General features: G+C 64.4%; 19 protein-coding genes. 8 read left to right on the forward strand and 11 right to left on the reverse strand.

All coding sequences use genetic code 11. The annotated features are described in order from the left end of the window. Window positions 1–10: 10 nt before the first annotated feature. Window positions 11–2449 carry a Lon protease family protein gene (locus tag ACYUME_RS22595; RefSeq protein ID WP_279888017.1) on the reverse strand — a complete coding sequence of 813 codons (2439 nt, stop codon included), beginning with the start codon at window positions 2447–2449 and terminating at the stop codon, window positions 11–13. Between the two features lie 256 nt (window positions 2450–2705). Here ACYUME_RS22595 and ACYUME_RS22600 point away from each other — a divergent pair, with 256 nt between their 5' ends. From ACYUME_RS22600 to ACYUME_RS22615, 4 genes are all read left to right on the forward strand, one after another. Continuing rightward, a complete protein-coding gene (locus ACYUME_RS22600; RefSeq protein WP_460416972.1) occupies window positions 2706–3194 on the forward strand; it encodes a DUF3015 domain-containing protein in 489 nt (162 codons plus the stop codon). Between the two features lie 78 nt (window positions 3195–3272). Beyond that, window positions 3273–5126 (forward strand): Lnb N-terminal periplasmic domain-containing protein, encoded by a 1854-nt coding sequence (locus tag ACYUME_RS22605; protein ID WP_460416974.1) that lies wholly within the window; start codon window positions 3273–3275, stop codon window positions 5124–5126. A gap of 170 nt (window positions 5127–5296) precedes the next feature. Continuing rightward, a complete protein-coding gene (locus tag ACYUME_RS22610) occupies window positions 5297–5653 on the forward strand; it encodes a hypothetical protein (protein ID WP_279888013.1) in 357 nt (118 codons plus the stop codon). A gap of 135 nt (window positions 5654–5788) precedes the next feature. Further along, window positions 5789–6286 (forward strand): GreA/GreB family elongation factor, encoded by a 498-nt coding sequence (locus ACYUME_RS22615; RefSeq protein ID WP_460416976.1) that lies wholly within the window; start codon window positions 5789–5791, stop codon window positions 6284–6286. Window positions 6287–6403: 117 nt separating this feature from the next. Here ACYUME_RS22615 and gdhA read toward each other — a convergent pair whose 3' ends face one another. From gdhA to ACYUME_RS22630, 3 genes are all read right to left on the reverse strand, one after another. Then, window positions 6404–7744, reverse strand: coding sequence for an NADP-specific glutamate dehydrogenase (gdhA, locus tag ACYUME_RS22620; protein ID WP_460416978.1), 1341 nt, complete (start codon window positions 7742–7744; stop codon window positions 6404–6406). A 288-nt stretch (window positions 7745–8032) separates the two neighbouring features. After that, window positions 8033–9700: an energy-dependent translational throttle protein EttA gene (gene ettA, locus ACYUME_RS22625; protein ID WP_279888008.1), complete on the reverse strand. Its 1668-nt coding sequence runs from the start codon at window positions 9698–9700 to the stop codon at window positions 8033–8035. A 266-nt stretch (window positions 9701–9966) separates the two neighbouring features. Beyond that, window positions 9967–10359: a hypothetical protein gene (locus ACYUME_RS22630; RefSeq protein WP_460416980.1), complete on the reverse strand. Its 393-nt coding sequence runs from the start codon at window positions 10357–10359 to the stop codon at window positions 9967–9969. A 255-nt stretch (window positions 10360–10614) separates the two neighbouring features. On the opposite strand from ACYUME_RS22630, the gene ACYUME_RS22635 reads away from it, so the two are divergent. Together ACYUME_RS22635 and glyA are read left to right on the forward strand one after the other, a co-directional pair. Further along, on the forward strand, window positions 10615–14445 hold the full coding sequence (locus ACYUME_RS22635) for a sensor domain-containing protein (protein WP_460416982.1): 3831 nt from the start codon (window positions 10615–10617) through the stop codon (window positions 14443–14445). A gap of 309 nt (window positions 14446–14754) precedes the next feature. Further along, window positions 14755–16008, forward strand: coding sequence for a serine hydroxymethyltransferase (gene glyA / locus ACYUME_RS22640; RefSeq protein WP_460416984.1), 1254 nt, complete (start codon window positions 14755–14757; stop codon window positions 16006–16008). A 56-nt stretch (window positions 16009–16064) separates the two neighbouring features. Here glyA and ACYUME_RS22645 read toward each other — a convergent pair whose 3' ends face one another. The 5 genes from ACYUME_RS22645 to ACYUME_RS22665 form a co-directional block, all read right to left on the reverse strand. Further along, complete coding sequence (locus ACYUME_RS22645) at window positions 16065–16364, reverse strand: helix-turn-helix domain-containing protein (RefSeq protein WP_279888002.1); 300 nt, start codon at window positions 16362–16364, stop codon at window positions 16065–16067. Further along, the gene (locus tag ACYUME_RS22650) at window positions 16361–16717 is read right to left on the reverse strand and encodes a type II toxin-antitoxin system RelE/ParE family toxin (protein WP_279888019.1); all 357 of its coding nucleotides are present in this window, start codon (window positions 16715–16717) and stop codon (window positions 16361–16363) included. Before ACYUME_RS22650 ends, ACYUME_RS22645 begins: the two co-directional genes overlap by 4 nt. 114 nt (window positions 16718–16831) lie before the next feature. Beyond that, complete coding sequence (yjiA, locus tag ACYUME_RS22655) at window positions 16832–17809, reverse strand: GTPase (protein ID WP_460416986.1); 978 nt, start codon at window positions 17807–17809, stop codon at window positions 16832–16834. Between the two features lie 196 nt (window positions 17810–18005). Continuing rightward, window positions 18006–18203, reverse strand: coding sequence for a YbdD/YjiX family protein (locus ACYUME_RS22660; protein ID WP_460416988.1), 198 nt, complete (start codon window positions 18201–18203; stop codon window positions 18006–18008). Between the two features lie 13 nt (window positions 18204–18216). Further along, a complete protein-coding gene (locus ACYUME_RS22665; protein WP_279887366.1) occupies window positions 18217–20283 on the reverse strand; it encodes a carbon starvation CstA family protein in 2067 nt (688 codons plus the stop codon). Window positions 20284–20447: 164 nt separating this feature from the next. Between ACYUME_RS22665 and ACYUME_RS22670 the strand changes: the two genes are divergently transcribed. Together ACYUME_RS22670 and ACYUME_RS22675 are read left to right on the forward strand one after the other, a co-directional pair. After that, entirely contained in the window at window positions 20448–20816 is a 369-nt protein-coding gene (locus ACYUME_RS22670; protein WP_279887364.1) for a PilZ domain-containing protein, read from the forward strand. Between the two features lie 259 nt (window positions 20817–21075). Next, entirely contained in the window at window positions 21076–22593 is a 1518-nt protein-coding gene (locus ACYUME_RS22675) for a nucleobase:cation symporter-2 family protein (RefSeq protein ID WP_279887362.1), read from the forward strand. Window positions 22594–22923: 330 nt separating this feature from the next. On the opposite strand, the gene ACYUME_RS22680 is transcribed toward ACYUME_RS22675, so the two are convergent. Both ACYUME_RS22680 and ACYUME_RS22685 read right to left on the reverse strand, forming a co-directional pair. Continuing rightward, window positions 22924–24252, reverse strand: a complete 1329-nt coding sequence (locus ACYUME_RS22680; protein WP_460416990.1) for a TolC family outer membrane protein — start codon at window positions 24250–24252, stop codon at window positions 22924–22926. A gap of 5 nt (window positions 24253–24257) precedes the next feature. Further along, window positions 24258–25604: an HlyD family type I secretion periplasmic adaptor subunit gene (locus ACYUME_RS22685; RefSeq protein ID WP_460416992.1), complete on the reverse strand. Its 1347-nt coding sequence runs from the start codon at window positions 25602–25604 to the stop codon at window positions 24258–24260. Window positions 25605–25606: the final 2 nt, after the last annotated feature.

Genomic DNA, 25606 nt, shown 5'->3' on the forward strand with positions numbered 1-25606 from the left:
GATTATTGACTCAGGCGGGCTTGGCCTGGGCGATGACCTCTTCCAGCCGCTCCTTCTCGGCCTCCTTGATCTCTTCCTCGCTGATCATCTCGGCGATCTCCCGCAGGCGCTCGACCACCCGGGCGTTGACGCTGCCCTCGGCGAACTGGCCCTTGTCGTCCAGCGCGCCGGCCTCCTCGCCCACCAGCAGGCTCAGGGCCTCGTCGGCCTGGCTCACGGCATAGACATGGAAGCGACCCGCTTCGACCGCCTGCACCACGCGCTCGTCAAGCATCAACGTGGCGACGTTGGCACGCGGGATGATCACCCCTTGCTCGCCGGTCAGGCCACGGGCCTCGCACAGGCGGAAGAAGCCTTCGATCTTCTCGTTGACTCCACCGACTGCCTGCACCTCGCCGAACTGGTTGATCGAGCCGGTGATGGCGAAGCACTGCTTGAGCGGGGTGCGCGACAGCGCCGAGATCAGCGTGCAGGCCTCGCCCAGCGAGGCGCTGTCGCCATCGACGTAGCCGTAGGACTGCTCCAGGGCGATGCTCGCCGAGATCGCCAGGGGGAATTCCTGGGCGTAGCGGCTGCCCAGGTAGCCGGTCAGGATCATCACCCCCTTGGAGTGGATCGGCTGCCCGAGGTTGACCTCGCGCTCGATGTCGACGATGCCGCTGCCACCTGGATAGACGGTGGCCGAGATCCGCGCCGGCATGCCGAACGCCGAATCGCCTACTTCCAGCACGGTCAGGCCGTTGCACTTGCCGATCGCCGCGCCCTCGGTGTCGATCAGGATGATCCCGGCGAGCATGTCGTCGAGTACCCGCTGCGACACTCGCCCGGTCCGCGTGGCCTTGGCCTTGAGCGCCCGTTCGATGTGCCCGGCGTCGGTCATGTCTTCGTTGGCCAGCTGGCGAATGAAGTCCGCCTCGCTGACCAGCTGGAACAGGTCGCCGATGCGCGCCGAAAGGCGCGACTGGTTCTCCGCCAGGCGGGCGCTGTAGGTGGCCAGGCGCGCGACCGCGTCGCTGGTCAGCGGCGCCATGCCTTCCTCGTTGGTGCGGGTACGCAGCAACTGGGCGAACTGCTCCAGGTTCTCTTCGACCATCGGCATGTCTTCATCGAAGTCCACCAGCACCCGAAACATCTCCTGGAAGTCCGAGTCGTGGTCCTGCAGCGCGTAGTACAACTGGCGCGAGCCAATGATGACCAGCTTGACGCTGAGCGGGATCATCTGCGGCGTCAGGCTGACGGTGGCGACCCGGCCCAGCTCGCCCAGTGGCGACTCCATCTTCAACTTGCGCGACTGCAGGGCGCGCTTGAGGGCATCCCAGACGAAGGGTTCACCCAGCATCTTCTCGGCTTCCAGAATGAGGAAGCCGCCATTGGCCCGGTGCAGCGCGCCGGGGCGCAGCTGGCGATAGGAGGTGTACAGCGCGCCCTGGTCGGTGCTGTACTCGATACGACCGAACAGGTTGTCGTAGGTCGGGTGCGGCTCGAACACCACCGGCGCCCCGCCCTTGCCGGGATGGTCGACCACCAGGTTGGGCGCGTACTGCTCTTCGAGCATCTTGCGCGCCACCGCGTCGGTCTTGCTGTCGTCGACCAATTGTTCGACCACGGTGCGCAACAGGTTCAACTGCACCGATTGCAGGTAGGCGCAGACCGCGGCGTTCTCCGCGTACTTCTCCGACAGCGGCGCCAGCAGCGGCTGCAGGGCGAGCGTGATGGTCTCTTCATTGAGCTGGCGCAGCTGGTTGTTCGACTCGCGTTTCCACTGCGGCAGGCTGGACAACTCCTCGTTCAGGCGCTCTTCCAGTTCAGCGATGTCTTCATGGAAGCGCTCGCGCACCTCCTCCGGCAGTTGGGCGAACTCGGCTTCGTCCAGCGCCTTGCCGTCGGCCATGGGGGTGAAGGCGACGTTGCTGCTGTCGCGGTACAGCGCCACGTCCTTTTCCAGCGAGGCGCGCTCGATCACATCCAGGGCACGGTCGTAACGCTGGTTGAAGGCGCGATCGATGGCGCCTTTCTTCTGCTGGTAGGACGGATGCTCGAACACCGCCGGGAAGGTCGCCAGCAGGTTGTCGATCAAGCCGTTCATGTCGCTGATGAACTCATGGGCGCTGCCGGCCGGCAGCTCCAGGGCACGCGGCTCGCGGGAATCCTCGAAGTTGTTGACGTAGAGCCAGTCGGCCGGGGTCAGCTGGCGCTTGCCCTCGGCCTTGAGGTAGCGCTTGACGAACGAGAAGCGGCCCGTGCCGGGCTCGCCCATCACGTACACGTTGTAACCGGGGCGCGGCATGGCCACGCCGAACTGCAGGGCCTCGACGGCACGCTCCTGGCCCAGGACACCACGAAACGGCTCCAGATCGTCGGTATTGGTAAAGGCAAACTGTTCAGCGGAGAAACGCCGGGTCAGGGCTTCGGGCGCGAGACGCAGGCGCGAGGCGACAGGATCGGGCATTGGGTTTCCTTACTTCGGCGGGGCGGATGAGAGGCATTCTGGCGCTGCCAGCGCGCAGCGGCAAGGCTCGGCAGGACTTTATGTCGCAGCCCAACAACTCGCATCGCGCAAGCAATTTTTCGCAATAAACAACGCAACCTTTGGATCGTGCCTAAACTCCAAGCTGCGCGGGGGGATGCTTTCACCTCCCCGACCTGGCGACATTGCCGCCAGAACCCTGACCATTGGTACGTCACTTGAGAAAGAGAACAACGCTATGAAACGGATTCTTCTGGGTACTCTGTTCGCCGCTGTCTCGATCAACGCCATGGCCGAAGCGCCGGGCGGCCCGAACTGCGGCTGGGGCAACATGCTGTTCGAGGGCCAGCGCGGCACCCCGGCCCACTTCCTGGCATCCACCACCAACGGCACCTCCGGCAACGCCACCTTCGGCATGACCTCGGGCACCAACGGCTGCTCGACCAAGGCCGCCCTCTCCTATGGCGGCAAATCCTGGTTCGCCATGAACGGCATGATGAACGAGCTGTCCGAAGACATGGCCAAGGGTGGGGGCGAAGCCCTGACCACCTACGCCGTGGTCCTCGGCGTGGCGCCTGAAGACCGCGCGCACTTCGCCGCCGTCACCCACGAGCACTTCCAGCAGATCTTCAGCAGCGCCGACGCGACTGCCGAGACCGTGCACAGCAACACCCTGGCCGTGCTCAAGAGCGACCCGCAACTGGCCAAGTACGCCACCGAGGCTTGAGTTCCACGCCTCCCGCCCCGGCAGCGGGGCGGGTCTGGCGCATCACCTTTCGGCATCATCAGGATGTAGTTGCCCGACATGCTCAAACGCCTCGCTCCCCTGGCGCTCATCGCCAGCGCCCCGCTTCATGCCGCACCGCAGATCGACCCGGCCCGTATCCAGCAGTTGGCCGCCACGCCCTACTGGATAGCCCTGGGACACTACGAGACCGCCAAGCTCGGCGGCTGGCGCAGCTATGTGGACGACGAGCGCTTCTTCCTCGCCGAGGACGGCGCGCACCATCCGGAGCAAGAGCTGCAGGCCACGGTCGCCGCCTTGTACGCCCCGGCCAGCCTGGGCGACAAGCACGCCCAGTGCGTCTTCCCGGCACGTACCCGCTGGCTGCGCGAGCAATTGAACCTCGCCGACCTGCCGAGCCCGCACTGCCAGGAGTTCGCCACCTGGTACCAATCCATCGACCCCCACAGCGCGGCGCTGATCTTCCCGGCCGCCTACCTCAACAGCCCATCGTCGATGTTCGGTCACACGCTGCTGCGCATCGACAAGTCCAACACCCGCCGCGACGACACCACGCTGCTGAGCTACGCGATCAACTTCGGCGCCTACATCGAAGGCAGCGACAACAGCATCCTGTACGCCTGGAAAGGCCTGATGGGCGGCTATCCCGGGCTGTTCGCGATGATGCCCTACCAGGAGAAACTGTCCGAATACCGCAGCCTGGAGAACCGCGACCTGTGGGAATACCAGCTGGACCTGACGCCCCAGGAGACCGGGCGCATGGTCGAACACGTGTGGGAACTCAAGCAGATCAAGTTCGACTACTTCTTTTTCGACGAGAACTGCTCCTACCGCCTGCTGGAGCTGCTGCAGGTGGCGCGTCCGAGCCTGGACCTGACCTCGCAGTTCCCGCTGACCGCCATCCCCACCGACACGGTCAAGGCCGTGAAGCAGTCCGGGCTGGTCAGCGACGTGCGCTACCGCCCCTCCCGCGAGCGCGAACTGCTGGCCCGCGCCGAACCGCTGAGTCACGACGAGCAACAACAGGTGCTGGCCATCAGCGCCGACACCGCGTATCTGCACAGCCCCGACTTCAGCGCCCTGCCCCGCGCGCGCCAGGCCCTGGTGCAGGACGCCGCCTACCGCCTGGAGCGCTACCGGGCCAACGGCCAGGAGCGCGACCCGGCGCAGGCCAGGCGCAGTTACGAACTGCTCAGGGCAATCAACGGCAACCCGCCCCCGCCACTGCAGATCGAACGTCCAGGCCTGCCCGAGGACGGCCATCAATCACGCACCTGGCAGCTGGGGGTCGGTACGCGCGAGGATCGCGCCTACGCCGAGTACGGCCTGCGCATGGCCTATCACGACCTCAACGACAACCTGTACGGTTTCCCGCTGGGCGCGCAGATCGAGATCCTGCAGCTCAAGCTGCGCCAGTACGAAGGCAACGACTGGCAGGTACAGCGCCTGGACCTGGCCACGATCCGCTCGCTGACACCGCGCAATGCCTTGCTCAAGCCGTGGTCGTGGCAGGTTGCCGGCGGCCTCGAGCGCGTGCCGGGCAAGCACGACGACGAAGTGCTGGTCAGCCATGTCAACGGCGGCGCCGGTGGCACCTGGCAACTGAGCGACGACCTGCTGGGCTTCGCCCTGGGCACGGTACGGGTGGAACACCATAACGACTTCGCCGAATTCATATCGCCGGCCGCCGGGTTCAACGGCGGACTGCTGTGGCGCAACCCGCTGGGCAACCTGACGCTGGAGGCCAAGGGCGACTACTTCATCAACGGCGAGGTGCGGCGCGGCATCAGCCTGACTCAGCAGTGGGAGATCAGCCGGGACCTGGGGTTGCGCCTGAGCGCCTCGCGGCAGTTCAGCCACCTGGCCACGGCGCAGAACGAGGTGATGCTGGAGCTGAAGTGGTACCAATACTGATCAACATGGCCTTCCTCGTGGGAGCGGGCTTGTCCCGCGATACCTCTGCTGGCTTATCGCGGGGCAAGCCCACTCCCACGACTGCGCCGCGATCCTTCGACAGCGTTTTGACATCGCGCCAACAATTCACCCCCTAGACTTTCCACCATCACGTCAAAGGTCTTGTGGATATGTCGCGGTATTGGTTGGGCCTGTGTGTCGCATTGCTGCTGGCCGGTTGTGAAACCACCCACGAGCAGATGGTCAATCAAGGCTATCCCCCCGCCTACGCCGATGGTTTCCAGGACGGCTGCAGCAGCGGACGCCAGGCCGCCGGGCTGATGATCGGCGACTTTCGCAAGGATGTGCCGCGCTACCTGCACAATCGCCAGTACGAAAGCGGTTGGGACGACGGCTTTCGCCAGTGCCACGCGATGCAGTCCAACGAAGACCTGCGCGAGTACCGCGAACGCTACTGGGACGAGCGCGACCGCGACTGGCAGCAGGAAAAGGACCAGGATGCCGCCCGCGCCTATCGCCGCAAGTAACGTCGCAAACAGACACGCAAGCCTCAAGCTTCAAGCGCTAAGCTCCAAGCAAAAGCCAACGAGCTTTCTGATCAAGCACGTATCCCTGCCACTCTCGATCAGCTTGAAGCTTGCAGCTTCAAGCTTGGAGCTGGAATGAGCCGAGCATTCGTCAACGAGGACCAGGCCGCCGCCCAAGCTGACCAACCGGTGGAGCGACGGGTCAGTGACCAGCCCAACTATGTCACCGCCACGGGCCTTGCCCAGTTGCAGCAACGTCTGGTTGAGCTCAATGCACTGCGCAGCGAACTGCAGGCGCAGGGCGAGCGCGCCGACCAGCAACGGTTGGCCGAGACCGAGCGTGACCTGCGCTACTTCAGCGCCCGCGTGCAAAGTGCGCAGGTGGTGCCGGCGGCCACTTCCACGGAGAAAGTGCAGATTGGCAGCCGGGTACGCTTCGTCGATGAGGATGACCGGGAGCATCAGGTGCAGCTGGTGGGCGAGGACCAGGCAGATGCGGTGCGTGGGTTGATCAATTGGGGGTCGCCGCTGGGGCAGGCATTGCTGGGGGCCGGGCCTGGGGATGAAGTGCTGTGGCGAAGGCCGGCAGGTGATCAGATGATCGAAATTACTGGGATCGAGGTTGAGGGTTGAGGGGCTGCTTTGCAGCCCTTTCGCGACACAAGGCCGCTCCTACAGGGAATTGCGCTTTTCTGTAGGAGCGGCCTTGTGTCGCGAAAGGGCCGCAGAGCGGCCCCCTACGATCCGAGATCAGACCACGCCCTGGGCCAGCATGGCATCGGCGACTTTCACGAAGCCCGCGATGTTGGCGCCTTTCACATAGTTGATGCTGCCATCGGCCTCTTCGCCATAGTGTACGCACGCATGGTGGATCGACTGCATGATGTGGTGCAGCTTGCTGTCCACCTCACCCGCCGTCCACAGCAGGCGCATGGCGTTCTGCGACATCTCCAGCCCCGACACGGCCACGCCACCGGCGTTGGAAGCCTTGCCCGGCGCGTAGAGAATGCCGGCCTCGATGAAGATATCCACAGCCTCGAGGGTAGTCGGCATGTTGGCGCCTTCGGCCACGCAGATGCAGCCGTTGCGCAGCAGGGTACGGGCATCCTCGGCATTCAGCTCATTCTGGGTCGCGCACGGCAGCGCGATGTCGCATGCCAGGTCCCACGGCGTCTGGCCCTTGCGGAACTCCAGGCCGAACTGCCCGGCCAGCTCGCTTAGGCGACCGCGCTTGACGTTCTTCAGCTCCATCAGTGCGTCCCACTGCGCATCACTGAGGCCGGCTTCGCAGAACAGGGTGCCTTCGGAGTCGGACAGCGAGATCACCTTGCCGCCCAGGTCCATGACCTTGCGCGCGGCGTACTGGGCGACGTTGCCCGAGCCGGAAATCGCCACACGGCGACCGTCGATACGCTTGTCCTGGCGCTTGAGCATCTCTTCGGCGAAATACACGCAACCATAGCCGGTGGCCTCCGGACGGATCAGGCTGCCGCCATAAGTCATGCCCTTGCCGGTCAGCACCGAGGTGAACTGGTTGGCCAGGCGCTTGTACTGGCCGAACAGGAAGCCGATCTCGCGGGCGCCGACGCCGATGTCACCGGCCGGCACGTCGAGGTCGGCACCGATGTGGCGGTACAGCTCGCTCATGAACGCCTGGCAGAAACGCATCACTTCGGCGTCGCTCTTGCCCTTCGGATCGAAGTCCGAGCCGCCCTTGCCGCCACCCATGGGCAGCGAGGTCAGGGAGTTCTTGAACACCTGCTCGAAGGCCAGGAACTTGAGCACGCCCAGGTTCACCGACGGGTGGAAGCGCAGGCCGCCCTTGTACGGGCCGATGGCGCTGCTCATCTGGATGCGGTAGCCGCGATTGACCTGGACCTTGCCCTGGTCATCGACCCACGACACGCGGAACAGCACGGCGCGCTCGGGTTCGACCATGCGTTCGAGGATACCGGCTTGGAGGTAGTGAGGGTTTTGTTCGAGGAACGGCCACAGGCTGCGCAGCACTTCTTCCACGGCCTGGTGGAATTCCGGCTGTGCCGGGTCGCGCTGTTGCAGGCGGGCCAGGAAGGCGTCGACAGATTCGATCATGGTAGACATCTCACCAAGAGGGGATTGTTTTTGGTTTTTTCAGGAATGTACCAAGAACCAATCGCACTGGAACAGGGCGAAATGTCGTTTTTATGAAATTATTTGGTGCAATTTTTATAAGTGTATACAAAACAATGGTTGGATCGTGGGAGCGGGCTTGCCCCGCGATTACCTGGGCGCGGACCATCGCGGGGCAAGCCCGCTCCCACGCAAACAAAAACAAACAGCATATTCCAGGCACAAAAATGGGGCCCCGAAGGGCCCCATTGCTGTGCAGCGTAAACCGGCTTACTGGGCCAGTTTCTTGTGACGCACACGGTGCGGCTGGGCGGCGGCGTCGCCCAGGCGCTTCTTGCGGTCGGCTTCGTACTCGGTGTAGTTGCCCTCGAAGAACACCACGCTCGAATCGTCTTCGTACGCCAGGATGTGAGTGGCCACACGGTCCAGGAACCAACGGTCGTGGGAAATCACGATGGCGGCGCCCGGGAAGTCCAGCAGGGCTTCCTCCAGCGAACGCAGGGTTTCGACGTCGAGGTCGTTGGACGGTTCGTCGAGCAGCAGGACGTTGCCGCCCTCCTTCAGGGTCAGCGCCAGGTGCAGGCGGCCACGCTCACCACCGGAGAGGTCCTTGACGAACTTCTGCTGGTCGCCGCCCTTGAAGTTGAAGCGGCCAACATAGGTGCGCGACGGGATCTCGTAGCTGCCGATGCGGATCTGGTCGGAACCGTCGGAGATCTGCTGGAACACGGTCTTGCTGCCGTCCAGGTCCTCACGGCTCTGGTCGACGCAGGCCAGCTGCACGGTTTCACCGATCTCGATGCTGCCCGAGTCCGGCTGCTCCTTGCCCATCAGCATGCGGAACAGGGTCGATTTACCCGCGCCGTTACCACCGATCACGCCGACGATGGCGCCCTTGGGCATGGCGAACGACAGGTTGTCGATCAGCACGCGATCGCCGTAGCCCTTGGTGACGTTCTTGAACTCGATGACCTTGTCGCCCAGGCGCGGACCCGCCGGGATGTAGATCTCGTTGGTCTCGGAACGCTTCTGGAATTCCTGCGACTGCATCTCCTCGAAGCGCTGCAGACGAGCCTTGGACTTGGACTGGCGGGCCTTGGCGCCTTTGCGCACCCACTCCAGTTCCTCTTTCATGGCCTTCTCATGGGCGCTCTGCTGCTTGGACTCCTGGGCCAGACGATCCGACTTGGCCTCCAGCCAGCCCGAGTAGTTGCCTTCGTAAGGGATGCCGGCGCCGCGGTCCAGTTCGAGGATCCAGCCAGCGACGTTGTCGAGGAAGTAACGGTCGTGGGTGATCGCCACCACGGTGCCGGGGAAGTCGTGGAGGAAGCGCTCCAGCCAGGCCACCGAGTCGGCGTCCAGGTGGTTGGTCGGTTCGTCCAGCAGCAGCATGTCGGGGGCCGACAGCAGCAGGCGGCACAGGGCCACACGGCGCTTCTCGCCACCGGACAGGTGCTCGATCTTCGCGTCCCAGGCCGGCAGGCGCAGGGCGTCGGCGGCAACGTCCAGCTGACGCTCCAGGTTGTGGCCGTCGGCGGCCTGGAGGATGGCCTCGAGCTTGGCCTGCTCGGCGGCCAGCTTGTCGAAGTCGGCGTCCGGGTCGGCGTAGGCGGCGTAGACCTCGTCCAGGCGGGCCTGGGCGTCCTTGATCACGCTGACCGCTTCCTCGACCACTTCACGCACGGTCTTGGCCGGGTCCAGCTGCGGCTCCTGGGGCAGGTAGCCGACGTTGATGTCGGGCATCGGACGGGCTTCGCCGTCGAATTCCTTGTCGACGCCCGCCATGATCCGCAGCAGGGTCGATTTACCCGCGCCGTTCAGGCCCAGCACGCCGATCTTGGCGCCTGGGAAGAACGACAGGGAAATGTTCTTGAGAATTTCCCGCTTCGGCGGCACGACCTTGCTCAGCCGATGCATGGTGTAGACGTATTGAGCCAAAACCAAGCCCTCTATCAGATAGGTAAAGACATGCGCCCCGGCATGGGCCAGGGGATGTGATTACGGGGTGTCGTTGAACAAAGTGGGCCATTCTACGCCAACCTGCGTTATTGCACAGGGTGGCCGAAGCGAGTGGCACGCCTAGGCGTGTCCACCTGTCAGGGCCCTTTCGCGGGCAAGCCCGCTCCCACAGGGTCTGCGTGGGCAGAGCAACACCTGTGGGAGCGGGCTTGCCCGCGAAAGGGCCGACAACGGCCTTGCAGGAATCAGACGTGCGCTTGCTTGACCTTGCCACGCGGCAGGCGGCAACGGTCCGCTTGCTCGGCCAGGCGCGCGGCCCAGGCGGCCTTGACGCTGAAGCCGCCGCTGCGGGCAGTTTTTTCAGCAGCCTTGGCGGCGGGCTTGCTCGCGATCTTGGCGGGCGCGGCAGCAGGCTTGGCAGGCGCCGGGGCGACGGCCTCGAGCGCAGGCTTGGCCTGCTTGCGCAGCTCGGCCAGCGACGGCGTCTTGTTGGCACTGGCGGCAGCCGTGTCCGGCTTGGCCAGCGAACGCTGGCAGGTCTTGCAGGATACGTCCTCGGTCACGGCAGTGCTGACCAGGGTCTGACTGCTGCGCCCACAGGCGGAATCGAGGCCATTGGTGGAATAGTGGGTAACCAAAACCGTACATCTCCGATGCGTTGACTATTGAAGCGGGCGGCATTCTCGCACAGCTGGCAGGGTCTTGCCGAACCGACATGACCAGTTGACATCTCGCCATCGGACACACGGACTGGCACTTTGCCATATTTGAAGGCATGCTAGCCGGCTTCCCCGGTGCACCTATATAGTTCGCCCGGCGACCACGGCACGCGCCGTGCATGCACCGGGATCGCAGCCCCCTGCCATCGCCAGCACAATCGCAGGACCCAACGCTTGACCAATCTCACGCAACCGTCATCCCTGCCTCCTGCCGACTCCAAGGCGGGCATGCACCCGCGTGGCTCGCTCAAGGGAGCGCTGGCGCTGCTCGCCCTGGTTCTGCTGGGTTTGCTGCTCTGGCAACTGTTCGCCCAGTTCCGCCATACCCAGGCCGACCTGCGCCAGCAAAGCCTGGCGACCAGCGCGGAACTGGCCGACCATCTGAGCCTGAACATGGCCCTGAAGGCCCAGCAGTCGCTGAATCTGGTTCAAGCGTACGTCAATCCGCCGACACCCGCCGCGTTGCCCCCCTTGCTCGCCACCTTGCAGGCGCGCCTGCCATCGCTGCGCGACCTGGCCTGGCTGAACAGCGCCGGACAGGTGCGCAGCGACACACTGGACGGCACCCCAGACCGTCAGTTGATTGACGGGCTCCTGCAACTGAACCAGGGCCGCGCTTTCTTCTATGGCAACGCACCTGACAACCAAAGGATCTACCTGCTGCTGCGCCAACCGACCGAACAGGACCGCGGCTACTGGCTCCTGAGGCTGGACAGCCGGTTCTACCAGGAGCTGACCGAACACCTAGACGCGGCGAGCCACCCCCTCTGGCTGCTGGAAAACAGCCGCAACGCCGAGGTGATCAAGCGCCACGGCCATCGCCAGACCAGCGAAGAGCCGCTGCAGAGCGTGATGCTTGCCTTCATCGACAACAGCACTTGGCAACTGCGTGGCCTGTTCGATGCCGGCCAGGCCCGCGACAAGCTGCTCCCGGCCCTGCTCGGCAAAGGCGTGCTGGTGCTGTTCTGCGCCCTGCTGCCGGTGCTGGCCCTGATCAACATGCGCCGCCGCCAGCGCGCCCTGCAGGAGGATCGCCGGCGCTACCAGGAAATCTTCGAAGGCACTGGCGTGGCCCTGTGCGTGCTCGACCTTTCCAGCCTGCCCGGGCAACTGGATCGCTACCACCTGCGCAACCGCGCCGCGCTCAAGCAGAGCCTGGCGCTGGACTGCAACCTGCGGCGCACGCTGCTGGCGGAATTGAAGATCACCGAGATCAACCAGGTGGCGCGCCAACTGCTCAACGTCGAGTGCCACGAAGGTGCCTGGCAGCGCCTGATCCAGGGCAGCGGTAATGGTTGCGACAGCATCGGCATGCAACTGATCGATGCCCTGATCGAGGAACGCCAGCAACTGGAGCTCGAGGTGCGCCTGCCCGCCCCGCTGGGCGGCGAGCTGCACCTGTGGCTGATGGCGCGTCTGCCCCAGCAGCGTCGTGACTACCAGGCCGTGATCCTGAGCATCAGCGACATCACCAGCCGCAAGCAGGTGGAACTGTCGTTGCTCGAGCGCGAGAGCTTCTGGTCGGACGTGGTGCGCACCGTGCCCGACCAGCTCTACGTGCAGGACGTCAACAGCCAGCGAATGATCTTCAGCAACCGCCACCTGGGCCAGACACTGGGCTATGCGCGCGCGGAACTGGCCCAGATGGGCGACCGCTTCTGGGAGATGCTGCTGCACCCCGGCGACGCCGAGCACTATCGCACCCTGCGCCAGCAGCAGCGCGACACCAGCTATGGGCAATCGCTGCACTGCCAGCTGCGTTTCCGCCACCGCGACGGTGGCTGGCGCTGCTATGACATCCGCGAGCAGGTGCTGACCCGCGACAGCGAAGGCCAGGTCACCCGCATCATCGGCGTGGGCAAGGACGTCACGGTGCAGATCGAGGCCAGCGAGTCGCTGCGCGACAGCGAGCAGCGCTATCGCATGCTCGCCGAAAGTATCAGCGACGTGATCTTCTCCACCGACAATCAACTGCAACTCAACTATGTCAGCCCTTCGGTGCAAGCAGTACTGGGTTACCAGGCCGACTGGATCTTCGCCAACGGCTGGCAGTCGATCATCGCCAACCCCGGCCAGCTGACCGGCGTCTACAGCCTGCTGGAGCGGGTCAGCAAGGCACTGGGCGACAGCACCCAGCTGAACCAGCTGCGCGACACCCTGCCCACCCAGCTGTTCCTGTTCGACTGCCTGCGCGCCGATGGCCGCAAGATTCCCATCGAGCTGCGCCTGGTGCTGGTCTGGGACGAACACAGCCGTTTCGAGGGCGTGCTCGGCGTGGGCCGCGACATCAGCCAGCAGCGCCGCGCCGAGAAAGACCTGCGCATGGCGGCGACGGTATTCGAGCACTCCACCTCGGCGATCCTCATCACCGATCCGGCCGGATACATCGTTCAGGCCAACGAAGCGTTCAGCCGGGTCAGCGGCTACGCCGTGGCCGAGGTGCTCGACCAATTGCCCGGCATGCTCACCGTCGAAACCCAGCAGAGTGCGCAACTGGGCTACGTGCTCAAGCAGCTGAGCCAGCGCGGCAGCTGGGAAGGCGAGGTATGGCTGAAACGGCGCAATGGCGAACACTACCCGGCCTGGGTTGGCATCACCGCGGTGCTCGACGACGAAGGCGACCTGGCCAGCTACGTGTGCTTCTTCACCGACATCAGCGAACGCAAGGCCAGCGAGCAGCGCATTCATCGCCTGGCCTACTACGACGCCCTGACCCACCTGCCCAACCGCACGCTGTTCCAGGACCGCCTCTACACCGCCCTGCAACAGGCCGAACGGCACAAGGCCTGGGTGGTGCTGATGTTCCTCGACCTCGACCGCTTCAAGCCGATCAACGACTCCCTTGGCCATGCCGCGGGCGATCGCATGCTCAAGGACATGGCCGAGCGCCTGCTGGCCTGCGTCGACGACGACGACACCGTGGCGCGCATGGGCGGCGACGAGTTCACCCTGCTGCTGCAACCCCGTGCCACGCGCGAACAGGCGCTCAACCGCGCCATCCATGTCGCCGAGAACATCCTCGGCGGGCTGGTCACGCCGTTCGTCCTGGAAAACCGCGAGTTCTTCGTCACCGCCAGTATCGGCATCGCCCTGAGCCCGCAGGATGGCAGCGAGCTCAGCCAGCTGATGAAGAACGCCGACACCGCCATGTACCATGCCAAGGAACGCGGCAAGAACAACTTCCAGTTCTACCAGGCCGATATGAACGCCAGCGCCCTGGAGCGCCTGGAACTGGAAAGCGACCTGCGCCATGCCCTGGAGCAGAACGAGTTCATCCTCTACTACCAGCCGCAGTTCAGCGGCGATGGCAAGCGCCTGACCGGCGCCGAGGCGCTGTTGCGCTGGCGCCATCCGACCCGCGGCCTGGTGCCGCCGGGCGACTTCATCCCGGTGATCGAAGAGCTGGGCCTGGTGGTCGATGTCGGCGACTGGGTTCTGCGCGAGGCCAGCCGCCAGCTCAAGGCCTGGCACATGGAGAAGGTGCGGGTGCCGAAAGTGTCGGTGAACATCTCCGCCCGGCAGTTCTCCGACGGCCAGCTCGGCACGCGCATCGCCACCATCCTCGAAGAAACCGGCCTGCCGCCGGCGTGCCTGGAGCTGGAGCTGACCGAGAGCATCCTGATGCGTGAGGTCAACGAAGCCATGCAGATCCTCGACAGCCTGAAGAACCTGGGCCTGAGCATCGCAGTCGACGACTTCGGCACCGGCTATTCGTCGCTCAACTACCTCAAGCAATTCCCCATCGACGTGCTCAAGATCGACCGCACCTTCGTCGACGGCTTGCCCGAGGGCGAACAGGACGCGCAGATCGCCCGGGCGATCATCGCCATGGCCCACAGCCTCAACCTGGCGGTGATCGCCGAGGGCGTGGAAACCCACGAGCAGCTCGAGTTCCTGCGCGAGCACGGTTGCGACGAAGTGCAGGGTTACCTGTTCGGCCGACCGATGCCGGCCAACCAGTTCGAGGCGCAGTTCAGCAACGAGACCCTGTTCATGTTCCAGTGATCGAAGCGCCACACGGTCCCTGTAGGAGCGGCCTTGTGTCGCGAAAGGACCGCAAAGCGGTCCCGGCGATCTTGGCGTGAATGCTGACATCCTGGGGCCGTTGCACGGCCCTTTCGCGACACAAGGCCGCTCCTACAGGGGCACGGCGCGGCGCTGGAAAACCGGACCCCGAAGTCAACTCCAGCCCAGAAACGGCGCGGGTTGCAACATGAGGGCCATTGGTCCGCGACTTGATGCCACTTCATATGCCAGCGGCGAATCAATCGGTTAGAATGCACCCCCAATTCTGCCCGATCCTTGAGGACCGCCATGTTCAGCCGTGATTTGACCATTGCCAAGTACGACGCCGAGCTCTTCGAAGCCATGCAGCAAGAAGCCCTGCGCCAGGAAGAGCATATCGAGCTGATCGCTTCGGAAAACTACACCAGCCCGGCGGTCATGGAGGCCCAAGGCTCGGTTCTGACCAACAAGTACGCCGAAGGCTACCCAGGCAAGCGCTACTACGGTGGTTGCGAGTACGTCGACGTGGTCGAGCAGCTGGCCATCGATCGCGCCAAGGAGCTGTTCGGCGCCGACTACGCCAACGTCCAGCCGCACGCCGGCTCGCAGGCCAACGCCGCGGTCTACCTGGCCCTGCTGTCGGCCGGTGACACCATCCTGGGCATGAGCCTGGCCCACGGTGGCCACCTGACCCACGGCGCCAGCGTTTCGTCCTCGGGCAAGCTGTACAACGCCATCCAGTACGGCATCGACGGCAACGGCCTGATCGACTACGACGAAGTCGAAGCGCTGGCCCTGGAGCACAAGCCGAAGATGATCGTCGCCGGCTTCTCCGCCTACTCCCAGGTCCTGGACTTCGCCCGCTTCCGCGAAATCGCCGACAAGGTCGGTGCCTACCTGTTCGTCGACATGGCCCACGTGGCTGGCCTGGTCGCCGCCGGCGTGTACCCGAACCCTGTTCCGTTCGCCGACGTGGTCACCACCACCACCCACAAGACCCTGCGCGGTCCGCGCGGCGGCCTGATCCTGGCCCGTGCCAACGCCGACATCGAGAAGAAGCTGAACTCCGCCGTGTTCCCGGGCGCCCAGGGCGGCCCGCTGGAGCATGTCATCGCCGCCAAGGCGATCTGCTTCAAGGAAGCGCTGCAGCCTGAGTTCAAGGCCTACCAGCAGCAAGTGGTGAAAAACGCCCAGGCCATGGCCGAAGTGTTCATCGAGCGTGGTTTCGATGTCGTCTCCGGCGGCACCCAGAACCACCTGTTCCTGCTGTCGCTGATCAAGCAGGAAATCTCTGGTAAGGACGCCGACGCCGCCCTGGGCAAGGCCTTCATCACCGTCAACAAGAACTCGGTCCCGAACGACCCACGTTCGCCGTTCGTCACCTCGGGCCTGCGTTTCGGCACCCCGGCCGTCACCACCCGTGGTTTCAAGGAAGCCGAGTGCCGCGAACTGGCTGGCTGGATCTGTGACATCCTGGCCGACCTGAACAACGAAGCGGTGATCGACGCCGTGCGTGAGAAGGTCAAGGCCATCTGCAAGAAGCTGCCGGTGTACGGCAACTGATTGGCAGACGCCTGATGTGAAAAAGCCCGGCCATGTGCCGGGCTTTTTCATGCGCCTCATCGCGCTGGCGTGACCTCGGGCACCAGGCGTATTTCCACACGCTGCCCCAGGGCTCTCGCCGCGCTGGCCAGGGTTGCCAGCGTCATGCCGGCATCCGTCTGGTCAAGCGCTCGATCGACTGCGGTGCGGCTGGTGTGCATGCGCTCTGCGAGCGCCTTCTTGCTGACCTTCTGCTGCTTCATGGCCTCTGTCAGCTGCCAGGCGATCACCCGCTTGAGCGCTGCGGCGGTGACCTCCTCCAGGAGGCCTTCTTCAGCGAGAAAATCGTCGAAATCCGAACCGATGTGCGGGTTCATATCGCTTGCCTCCTAAGGCTCGCCCTGCGTTTCCTGGCCAATGCGAGGTCGACCGAGGGCGTCTTTTGACTTTTCTTGATGAACCCATGGAGCAATACCATCACCCCATCGATGATCGTGAACAGCACGCGTCCCACGGTGTCTCCCAGGTCGACACGAATCTCCCAAAGCCCGCCTTCCATCTTTCGCACCAGAGGCATGCCAAGTGGCCAGCCGATCTGCACGGTCTTGATCTCGGCCCCGATCAACTGGCGCTGATCGCGCGGCAAGGCTTTCAACCACTCCCGCACGGGCTCGTTGCCAAGTTCTGTGCGAAAGAAAAGCACGCTGACTTGAGGAGGTGTCGCGACCAAGTGTACCAAAAAAGGTGCTCCTTTCAAGAGAGACCACGCCGGCTGGCCCGATCAATTGAACGAAGCAAAAAAATGCCGCCATTCGGCGGCATCAACCAGTCAGCTACATCCCACTCATGCGTGTCCCAATGCCTCGAAGCCTGCCCGAATCCTCGCCTCCGGCAATTCATCGGCAATGAACACCATCACGCTTTCCCGCGCCTCGTCGTCCCGCCACTCGGCATCCCAGTCGAAACCGTACAGTTTCAGCACGCCCTGGAATACCAGACGGCGGTCTTCGCCGGCGATGTTCAGCACGCCCTTGTAGCGCAGCAACTGCTTGCCGTGCTCCTCGAGCAGCGCGTTCATGAAGTCGCTGAGACGATCGATGTCCAGCGGGGTCTCGGTACGCAGTACCAGGGTCGAAATGCGATCAGGTGTCGCGGGCTTGAGCACCGGGCGCAGGCCCGGCTTGAGGCTGAGTCCCAGGTCAGGGTTGAGATTGAAGCCGCGCACATCGAGCAGCTCGGCCAGGTCGATGCGACCATGCTCCACCACGCGGATCGCCGCTCGGCCATTGATGCGCGCCAGACGCTCGCGCAGAGCCTCCACCAGCGGTGGCTCGACCAGGTCGGTCTTGCTCAGTAGCAGGCGGTCAGCGAAGCCGACCTGGGCCTGGGCGATGGCCTGGGTCAGGTGCAGCTCGGCGTGGGCGGTATCCACCAGGGTGATGATGCCGTCGAGGATATAGCGCTCGCGCAGCTCTTCATCGATGAAGAACGTCTGCGCCACCGGCGCCGGGTCGGCCAGGCCGGTGCACTCGATCACCAGGCGGTCGAAGGCGATCTCGCCGGCATCCAGGCGCTCGAGCAGCAGGTACAAGGCACGGGTCAGGTCGCCATGGATGCTGCAGCACACGCAACCGTTGGCCAGGGTCATGACCTGCACCGGCTCATCGCCCAGCAGCTGGCTGTCGATGCCGGCCTCGCTGAACTCGTTCTCGATCACGGCAAGCTTCAGGCCGTGCTCGGCCTTGAGCATGTGCTTGAGCAATGTGGTCTTGCCGGCACCAAGGAAGCCGGTCAGCACGGTAACGGGAATGGGCGTTTGCACGCGGAAAACTCCTGAATCAGGAAATGATTGCAGGGGGCCATTGTGGGAGCGGGCTTGCCCGCGACTGCGGCATTGAATTCACCGGCGCATTCGCGGACAAGCCCGCTCCCACAGGGTCCTGGCAAATCCAAAAAGTGATGTGGCAATCAGGGGGAGGCCATTTGCCTGCCTCCCCCTGTTTACCCATGAGGCGGGTTCAACAGCACTTGGGCCCGGACTTGCCACCATAGCGCGCTTCCTGGCGCTCGCGGAAGAACTCTTCGTAGCTCATCACCGGCTTGTCCGGGTGCTTGGTCTGCATGTGCTCGACATAGTTGTCGTAGTCGGGCATGCCGACCATCAGACGGGCGGCCTGCCCCAGGTACTTACCCAGTCGACCCAGGTCGTTGAACATCGCGGCAGTCCTCTCAAGCGTCAGGCAGGGCCTGGAAAGGGGTTTCCTTGTCGGTGCGCTCCTTGCGGCCCAGGGCGGCAAGGCCGACCTTGACGGCGAAGAACAGCACGCTGAACACCACCACCAGGAACAGCACGGTCAGGCCGGCGTTGGTATAGGCGTTGAAGATCACGTGCTGCATCTGGCCGATGTCCTTGGCCGGCGCCAGCACCTGGCCAGCATCCAGCGCGGCGCTGTACTTCTTGGCCAGGGCCAGGAAGCCCACTGCCGGGTTCGGGTCGAACAGCTTGATCAGGCCCGCGGTGGTGGTGCAGATCAGCAGCCAGACCGCCGGCAACAGGGTGACCCAGACATAGCGCTGGCGCTTCATCTTGATCAGCACCACGGTGCCCAGCATCAGGGCGATACCGGCCAGCATCTGGTTGGAGATACCGAACAGCGGCCACAAGGTGTTGATGCCGCCCAGCGGATCGATCACGCCCTGGTACAGCAGGTAGCCCCACAGCGCCACGCAGCCGGCAGTGCCGATCAAGTTGGCGGTCCACGACTCGGTGCGCTTCAGGGCTGGCACGAAGCTGCCCAGCAGGTCCTGGAGCATGAAGCGACCGGCACGGGTACCGGCATCCACCGCGGTGAGGATGAACAACGCCTCGAACAGAATGGCGAAGTGATACCAGAACGCCATGGTGTTCTCGCCCGGCAGCACCTGGTGAAGGATCTGCGCGATACCGACCGCCAGGGTCGGCGCACCGCCGGCACGCGCCAGGATAGTGTGCTCGCCGATGTCACGGGCAGTGGCTTCCAACTGCTCGGGAGTGATGGTGAAGCCCCAACTGCTGACGGTCTGTGCCACCGAGACCACGTCGGCGCCGACCACCGCGGCCGGGCTGTTCATGGCGAAGTACACGCCTGGCTCGATCACCGAGGCGGCGACCATGGCCATGATGGCGACGAACGACTCCATCAGCATGCCACCGTAGCCGATGTAGCGGGCGTTGGTTTCGTTGTCCAGCAGCTTCGGCGTGGTCCCCGAGGAGATCAGCGCATGGAAGCCCGATACCGCGCCGCAGGCGATGGTGATGAACAGGAACGGGAACAGGGTGCCCTTCCATACCGGGCCGGTGCCGTCGGTGAACTGGGTCAGCGCCGGCATCTTCAGCTCGGGCGCAATGATCAGGATACCGATGGCCAGGCCGACGATGGTGCCGATCTTGAGGAAGGTCGACAGGTAGTCGCGTGGCGCCAGCACCAGCCATACCGGCAGCACGGCGGCGACGAAGCCATAGCCAACGAGCATCCAGGTGATCTGCACGCCGGTGAAGGTGAACGCCGGGCCCCAGACCGGATCAGCGGCGATCTGGCCCCCCAGCCAGATCGACAGCAGCAGCAGGACCACGCCGATGATCGAGATCTCACCGATGCGACCCGGGCGAATGAAGCGCATGTAGATGCCCATGAACATCGCGATCGGGATGGTCGCCATCACCGTGAACATGCCCCATGGGCTCTCGGCCAAGGCCTTGACCACGATCAGCGCCAGCACCGCGAGGATGATGATCATGATCAGGAAGCAGCCGAACAGGGCGATGGTGCCGGGAATGCGGCCCATCTCCTCGCGGACCATGTCGCCCAGCGAGCGTCCGTTGCGGCGGGTGGACAGGAACAGGACCATGAAGTCCTGCACCGCGCCGGCCAGCACCACGCCGGCAATCAGCCACAGCGTGCCGGGCAGGTAGCCCATCTGCGCCGCGAGCACCGGGCCCACGAGCGGGCCGGCGCCGGCGATGGCGGCGAAGTGGTGGCCGAAGAGAATGTGCTTGTTGGTCGGGACGTAGTCCAGGCCGTCGTTGTTGAGTACCGCGGGCGTGGCCCGGCGGGGGTCGAGCTGCATCACCTTGGTGGCGATGAACAGGCTGTAGTAACGGTAGGCAACCAGGTAGATGGCCACTGCCGCGACCACGATCCACAAGGCGTTGATCGCCTCACCGCGACGCAGGGCAACCACACCCAGCGCGCAGGCCCCTATGACTGCCAGCGCCAGCCACGGAATGTGGCGTAGCAGGCTATTATTGTTGTTCATGGTTTACTTCCAGCTGGTGGATTGGAAAGACCGCCCATCGAGTCTAGGGCGTGTCATCGCGCATTGCCACACTTGCTTTGGTCTAGAGCCTCTGCGGCCAGATTGCGGTACCTGATGCACATACCAAACTAACTATAGTCAGGATGTCACCCGGAGAACCCGCCATGAGCGATCACGACGAACGCCGCCGTTTCCAGCGCATCGCCTTCGATGCCCCCATCGAGCTGCGCCAGGGCGAACGCCGCTGGCCGGCGAAGCTCCTCGATTTGTCGCTCAAGGGTTTGCTGATCGAGCGCCCGCGGCCGTGGGAGGCCGATCTCACCCAGGATTTCGATGCAGTAATCCACCTGAACGATAGAACCACCCAAGTCAGGATGCAGGTCGAGCTGCGTCACGAAGAAGAGACCCGCCTGGGCTTCGTCTGCCTGTACATCGACATCGATTCGATGACCCACCTGCACCGTCTTGTGGAGTTGAACCTAGCTGACAGCACCGAAATGATGCGCGAGCTGCGCGAACTCATCGAAGATTGATATCTCTTAGCCTGCTAATCATTTGGCCGTAACGGCTTTCCTGTCCGGCCAGACAGCTTTACCTGCTTTTCCCCCCTCTTGTACACACCCCTCTGGAACAGCCTCCTTCACGTTGGAACACAACGTGCATCGGGGCTTGGCGCATCCTGTACGCACCCTTTCCGGCGCTACGATCAAAACTTTGTATACAATTCCTATGGCAATGTTCTGTAAGAGTTGTCTACAGTAGCGCCACAACAATAAACAGAGAGCCTGCTCCATGACCACGTCCCCCAGCACGTCTCCCGCCCCGCGCCCCGAGGACGAGAACCTCGGCCTTGGCGCCAACCTGGCCTACGGGCTGCAGCATGTCCTGACCATGTATGGAGGGATCGTCGCCGTACCCCTGATCCTCGGCCAGGCCGCGGGCCTGGCGCCGGCGGAAATCGGCCTGCTGATCGCCGCCTCGCTGTTCGCGGGAGGCCTGGCCACGTTGCTGCAGACCCTTGGCCTGCCGTTCTTCGGCTGCCAGCTACCGCTGGTGCAAGGCGTGTCGTTCGCGGGCGTGGCGACCATGGGCGCGATCCTCGGCAGTCAGAGTGGCGGCGGCTTGCCTTCGGTGCTGGGCGCGGTGATGGCGGCCTCGCTGATCGGTTTCCTGATCACCCCGGTGTTCTCGCGCATCACCAAGTTCTTCCCGCCGCTGGTGACCGGGATCGTCATCACCACCATCGGCCTGACCCTGATGCCGGTGGCCGCACGCTGGGTGATGGGCGGCAACAGCGCCTCACCGGAGTTCGGCAGCGTGGCCAACATCGGCCTGGCGGCCCTGACTTTCGCCATCGTCCTGCTGCTGAGCAAGCTGGGCAGCGCGACCATCTCGCGCCTGTCGATCCTCCTCGCCATGGTCGCCGGCACCCTCATTGCCTGGGCGCTGGGCATGACCGACTTCAGCAAGGTCACCGAAGGCCCGATCTTCGCCTTCCCCACACCGTTCCACTTCGGCATGCCGACCTTCCACATCGCCGCGATCCTGTCGATGTGCATCGTGATCATGGTGACCCTGGTGGAAACCTCGGCGGACATCCTCGCGGTCGGTGAGATCATCGACACCAAGGTCGACTCCAAGCGCCTGGGCAACGGCCTGCGCGCCGACATGGCATCGAGCATCCTGGCACCGATCTTCGGCTCGTTCACCCAGAGCGCCTTCGCCCAGAACGTCGGCCTGGTGGCCGTGACCGGGGTGAAGAGCCGCTACGTGGTGGCCACCGGCGGGGTAATCCTGGTGGTGCTGGGCCTGCTGCCGATCATGGGCCGGGTCATCGCCGCGGTACCGACCCCGGTCCTCGGCGGCGCGGGCATCGTGTTGTTCGGCACCGTGGCGGCCAGCGGCATCCGTACCCTGTCCAAGGTCAACTACAAGAACAACGTCAACCTGATCATCGTCGCCGCCTCGCTGGGCTTCGGCATGATCCCGATCGCGGCGCCGACCTTCTACCACAACTTCCCGAGCTGGTTCGAAACCATCTTCCACTCCGGCATCAGCTCGGCGGCGATCATGGCCATTCTGCTGAACCTGATCTTCAACCACTTCACCACCGGCAACTCGGAAAACCAGTCGGTATTCGCCGCCGCCTACGAACGGACCATCCAGTACTCGGACATCTCGGCCCTGCGCGATGGCGACTACTTCAAGGATGGCAAGCTGTTCGACGCCGATGGCAACGAAGTGCCGGTGCTCGAACTGGACGAACATGGCAACGAGACGCCCAGGCGCAAGGCGGTTGCCGAACACTGATCGCTGACCAGGACGGTCGACGAGGGGGAGCCGACGCGCATCGTCGGCTCCTTTTTTTCGTCTGGTGCATGCGTGGTATGCGGGAGTTGTGGGAGCAACTGTCTTGCTGAGTTTTCTCAACTGGCGTGATCTCTGTAGGAGCGGCCTTGCCGAGGCGTCGGACCGGTCGGAAAGGGCCGCAAAGCGGCCCCAGCGATATCTGCAACTACGCTGAAATCCCGGGGCTGCTGCGCAGCCCTTTCCGACCGGTCCGACGCCTCGGCAAGGCCGCTCCTACAGGTTGGCGTAGAACCTGTGGGGCCCGCTCCCACAATGCCCCGCTGAGTCGCCCTAGCCGTGCGTCCCGAAGTACCGGTTCAACACATTCAAATCCCCCGCCTCCAACACCCCCGCCAGATAGCGCAACTGCAACCACGCCCGCAGGTATTCATGCCGGGCTTGCGCCAGGTCACGCCTGGCACCGAACAGCTGCTGCTCGGCATCCAGCACATCGAGATTGACTCGCTCGCCGCCCTGCACGCTCTTGCGCGTGGCCTGCACCAGCGCCGCAGCCGCCTTCACCGCCAGGTCATAGGCACGGATCTTCGCCGTGCCGCTGGCGCACAAGTTGAACTGCCGACGCAGCTGATTGAGCGTGTCACGCATCTGCGCATCCAATTCGAAACCCGCGGCATCACGCTGGGCCCGGGCCTGGCGCACCGACGCCGAAACACCGCCACCGGCGAACAGCGGCACGCTCAACTGGATGCCAATGCTGTCGGTGTCGTAACGCTGGTTGTAACTGCTCTCGGAGCTGGAGCTGGAAATGCCTTTGCTGGCATAGGCGCTCAACGAAGGCAGGTGCCCGGCCCGTTGCCGCTCGATGTTCTGCTCGGCGACTTCGAGCCCATGGCGCTGGCTGGCCAGCTCGGCGTTGTGGGCGACGGCCAGGTCGCGCCAGGGCTCGAAACGCGTGGGGGTGAGGGGCTGGACGCGGAAGTCGCCAGTCATCGGCGCCAGGTCCTCGACCGCCACCGGCTCGCCGATGATCGCCTGGAGGGCGCGCAGCGCCGCATCAAGATTGTCGCCGGCCTCGATTTCCTGGGCCTGGGCCAACTCATAACGAGCACGAGTCTCCAGCACATCGGTGCGGGTACCTTCGCCGCCCTTGAGCAAGCGTTCGTTGAGGGTCAGCTGTTCGGCGTAGGTGCGGCGCTGGGCCTGGGCCAGGGCAATCTGTTCGTTGGCGAACAACGCCTCGCTGTAGGCGCCGAACAGGCGCACCATCAACTCCTGGCCACGGCCACGATAGCGTTCGTCGGCCAACGCCGCCTGGGCCACGCCACGCCGATAGTCACTCCAGGCGGCATAGTCGAACAGGGGCTGCTCGAGGGTCAGGGTCGAACTGTAGCTGCGGTAGTCGCGTTGGGTGGTCACGTCGCCGAACTGACTGCGTTGGGTAACCTCCGAGTCATTGCGGGCCCGGTTGTAGCGGTACGACAGCCGAGGCAGCAGCCCGGCACGACCGATCGCCAGGTTCTCCAGCCCGGCCTGGCGCTCGGCGATGGAGCCTTGCCAGGTCGGATCGTTGCGCAGCGCCAGGGCATAGGCATCGCCCAGGTCCAAGGCGTGAACGGGGAGACTCAGGCCCAGCAACAAGGCGGGCAACAGCAGTCGCATCGGCATCACTCCTCCGCCAGGGCGACATGCACCCGATCCAGCAGCGGCTTGAACAGGTAGTTGAGCAGCGAACGCTCGCCCGTGCGCACGAAGGCCTCCACCGGCATCCCTGGACGAATGTCGAGACCGGCCAGCTGCCGCTGGCCTTGCTCGCTGACCTTGATACGTACCTGGTAGTAGGGTTGCTGGGTCTTGTCGTCGAGCAGACGGTCGGCCGACACCAGAGTCACCTCGCCCGGCACCCTTGGCGTGGTGCTCTGGTTGAAAGCGGCGAACAGCAGCTCGACCGGCAATCCGGGCCTGAGCCGATCGACCAGCTCGACGGAGGCACGGGCATCGACCAGCAGCGGCGCATCGCTGGGCACGATCTCCATCAGTTGCTGGCCTCGCGCAATCACGCCACCGTTGGTGAACACGCTCAGGCCCACCACGGTGCCACTCACCGGCGCGCGCACCTGGGTGTGGGCCAGTTCGAAGCCGGCACTGCGCAGACGATTGTCCAAGTCTTCGGCGCTGGCCTGCAGCTCGCTCAACTGCTGGCGCACATCGTTCTGGAATTCCTGGTGGCGCTGGCCGATGCGCAGCTTCAGCTCCTGCACCTGACGTCGGGTCCGGCCAATACTGCCCATGTCCTCGGCGATGGAACCGTTGACCTGGGCCAGCAGACGCTCGCTGTCGAGCAGCCGATTGCGCGGAATGTAGCCATCGCGAGCCAACTCCCGCAGGCCACCGAGCTGTTCGTCGAGCGCATCACGCTGGGCCTGCTTGCTGGCCAGCGAACCCTGCAGCCCGAGCAGCGACGCCTCGGCCCCGGCGATACTCTCGCCCAGGCCATCGAGCTCCAGGCGCAGCGCCTGCCCACGGCTGGCCAACAGCTGCCGCTGAGCCTCCAGCGCCGTGGCCACCCACGGTGTCGCGGCCTGTTCACGCAATATCGCCGGGAAGTCGATTACTGACCTGCCATCACGCTCGGCGAGCAAGCGTGCCTCCCCGGCCCGGGCATTGACGTACTGCACGCGCAGCGAGCCCTGCTGTGCCTCGGCCTGGGTGGCGTCCATACGCAGCAATACCTGGCCGGCGTGGACCTGGTCACCGTCGCGCACCAGCAACTGCTCGATCACCCCGCCCGTGGGGTGCTGCACGGCCTGGCGGCTGCCGGCCACCACCACGTTGCCGCTGACCGGCACGCCCTTGTCCAGTGGCGCCAGCGCGCCCCAGAGCAGAAAACCGCCGAGTCCGACAAGGACCAGCCAGCGTCCGGCCCGCGCCGGCCCCCGGGCATCGTCGCGCAACGGCTGGACATTCTGCGCCTGGCTGGCGGCTCCTGAAGAAAACAATGGATGCACGCTCATGC

Source organism: Pseudomonas sp. microsymbiont 2, assembly GCF_054788395.1.

Excerpts from the sequence above, each read along its gene's own strand:
- ACYUME_RS22595 (WP_279888017.1), bottom strand. The coding sequence starts at position 2,449 with ATGCCCGATCCTGTCGCCTCGCGCCTGCGTCTCGCGCCCGAAGCCCTG.
- ACYUME_RS22600 (WP_460416972.1), top strand. The coding sequence starts at position 2,706 with ATGAAACGGATTCTTCTGGGTACTCTGTTCGCCGCTGTCTCGATCAAC.
- ACYUME_RS22605 (WP_460416974.1), top strand. The coding sequence starts at position 3,273 with ATGCTCAAACGCCTCGCTCCCCTGGCGCTCATCGCCAGCGCCCCGCTT.
- ACYUME_RS22610 (WP_279888013.1), top strand. The coding sequence starts at position 5,297 with ATGTCGCGGTATTGGTTGGGCCTGTGTGTCGCATTGCTGCTGGCCGGT.
- ACYUME_RS22615 (WP_460416976.1), top strand. The coding sequence starts at position 5,789 with ATGAGCCGAGCATTCGTCAACGAGGACCAGGCCGCCGCCCAAGCTGAC.
- gdhA (WP_460416978.1), bottom strand. The coding sequence starts at position 7,744 with ATGATCGAATCTGTCGACGCCTTCCTGGCCCGCCTGCAACAGCGCGAC.
- glyA (WP_460416984.1), top strand. The coding sequence starts at position 14,755 with ATGTTCAGCCGTGATTTGACCATTGCCAAGTACGACGCCGAGCTCTTC.
- ACYUME_RS22645 (WP_279888002.1), bottom strand. The coding sequence starts at position 16,364 with ATGAACCCGCACATCGGTTCGGATTTCGACGATTTTCTCGCTGAAGAA.
- ACYUME_RS22660 (WP_460416988.1), bottom strand. The coding sequence starts at position 18,203 with ATGTTCAACGACCTGGGTCGACTGGGTAAGTACCTGGGGCAGGCCGCC.
- ACYUME_RS22665 (WP_279887366.1), bottom strand. The coding sequence starts at position 20,283 with ATGAACAACAATAATAGCCTGCTACGCCACATTCCGTGGCTGGCGCTG.
- ACYUME_RS22670 (WP_279887364.1), top strand. The coding sequence starts at position 20,448 with ATGAGCGATCACGACGAACGCCGCCGTTTCCAGCGCATCGCCTTCGAT.
- ACYUME_RS22675 (WP_279887362.1), top strand. The coding sequence starts at position 21,076 with ATGACCACGTCCCCCAGCACGTCTCCCGCCCCGCGCCCCGAGGACGAG.
- ACYUME_RS22680 (WP_460416990.1), bottom strand. The coding sequence starts at position 24,252 with ATGCGACTGCTGTTGCCCGCCTTGTTGCTGGGCCTGAGTCTCCCCGTT.
- ACYUME_RS22685 (WP_460416992.1), bottom strand. The coding sequence starts at position 25,604 with ATGAGCGTGCATCCATTGTTTTCTTCAGGAGCCGCCAGCCAGGCGCAG.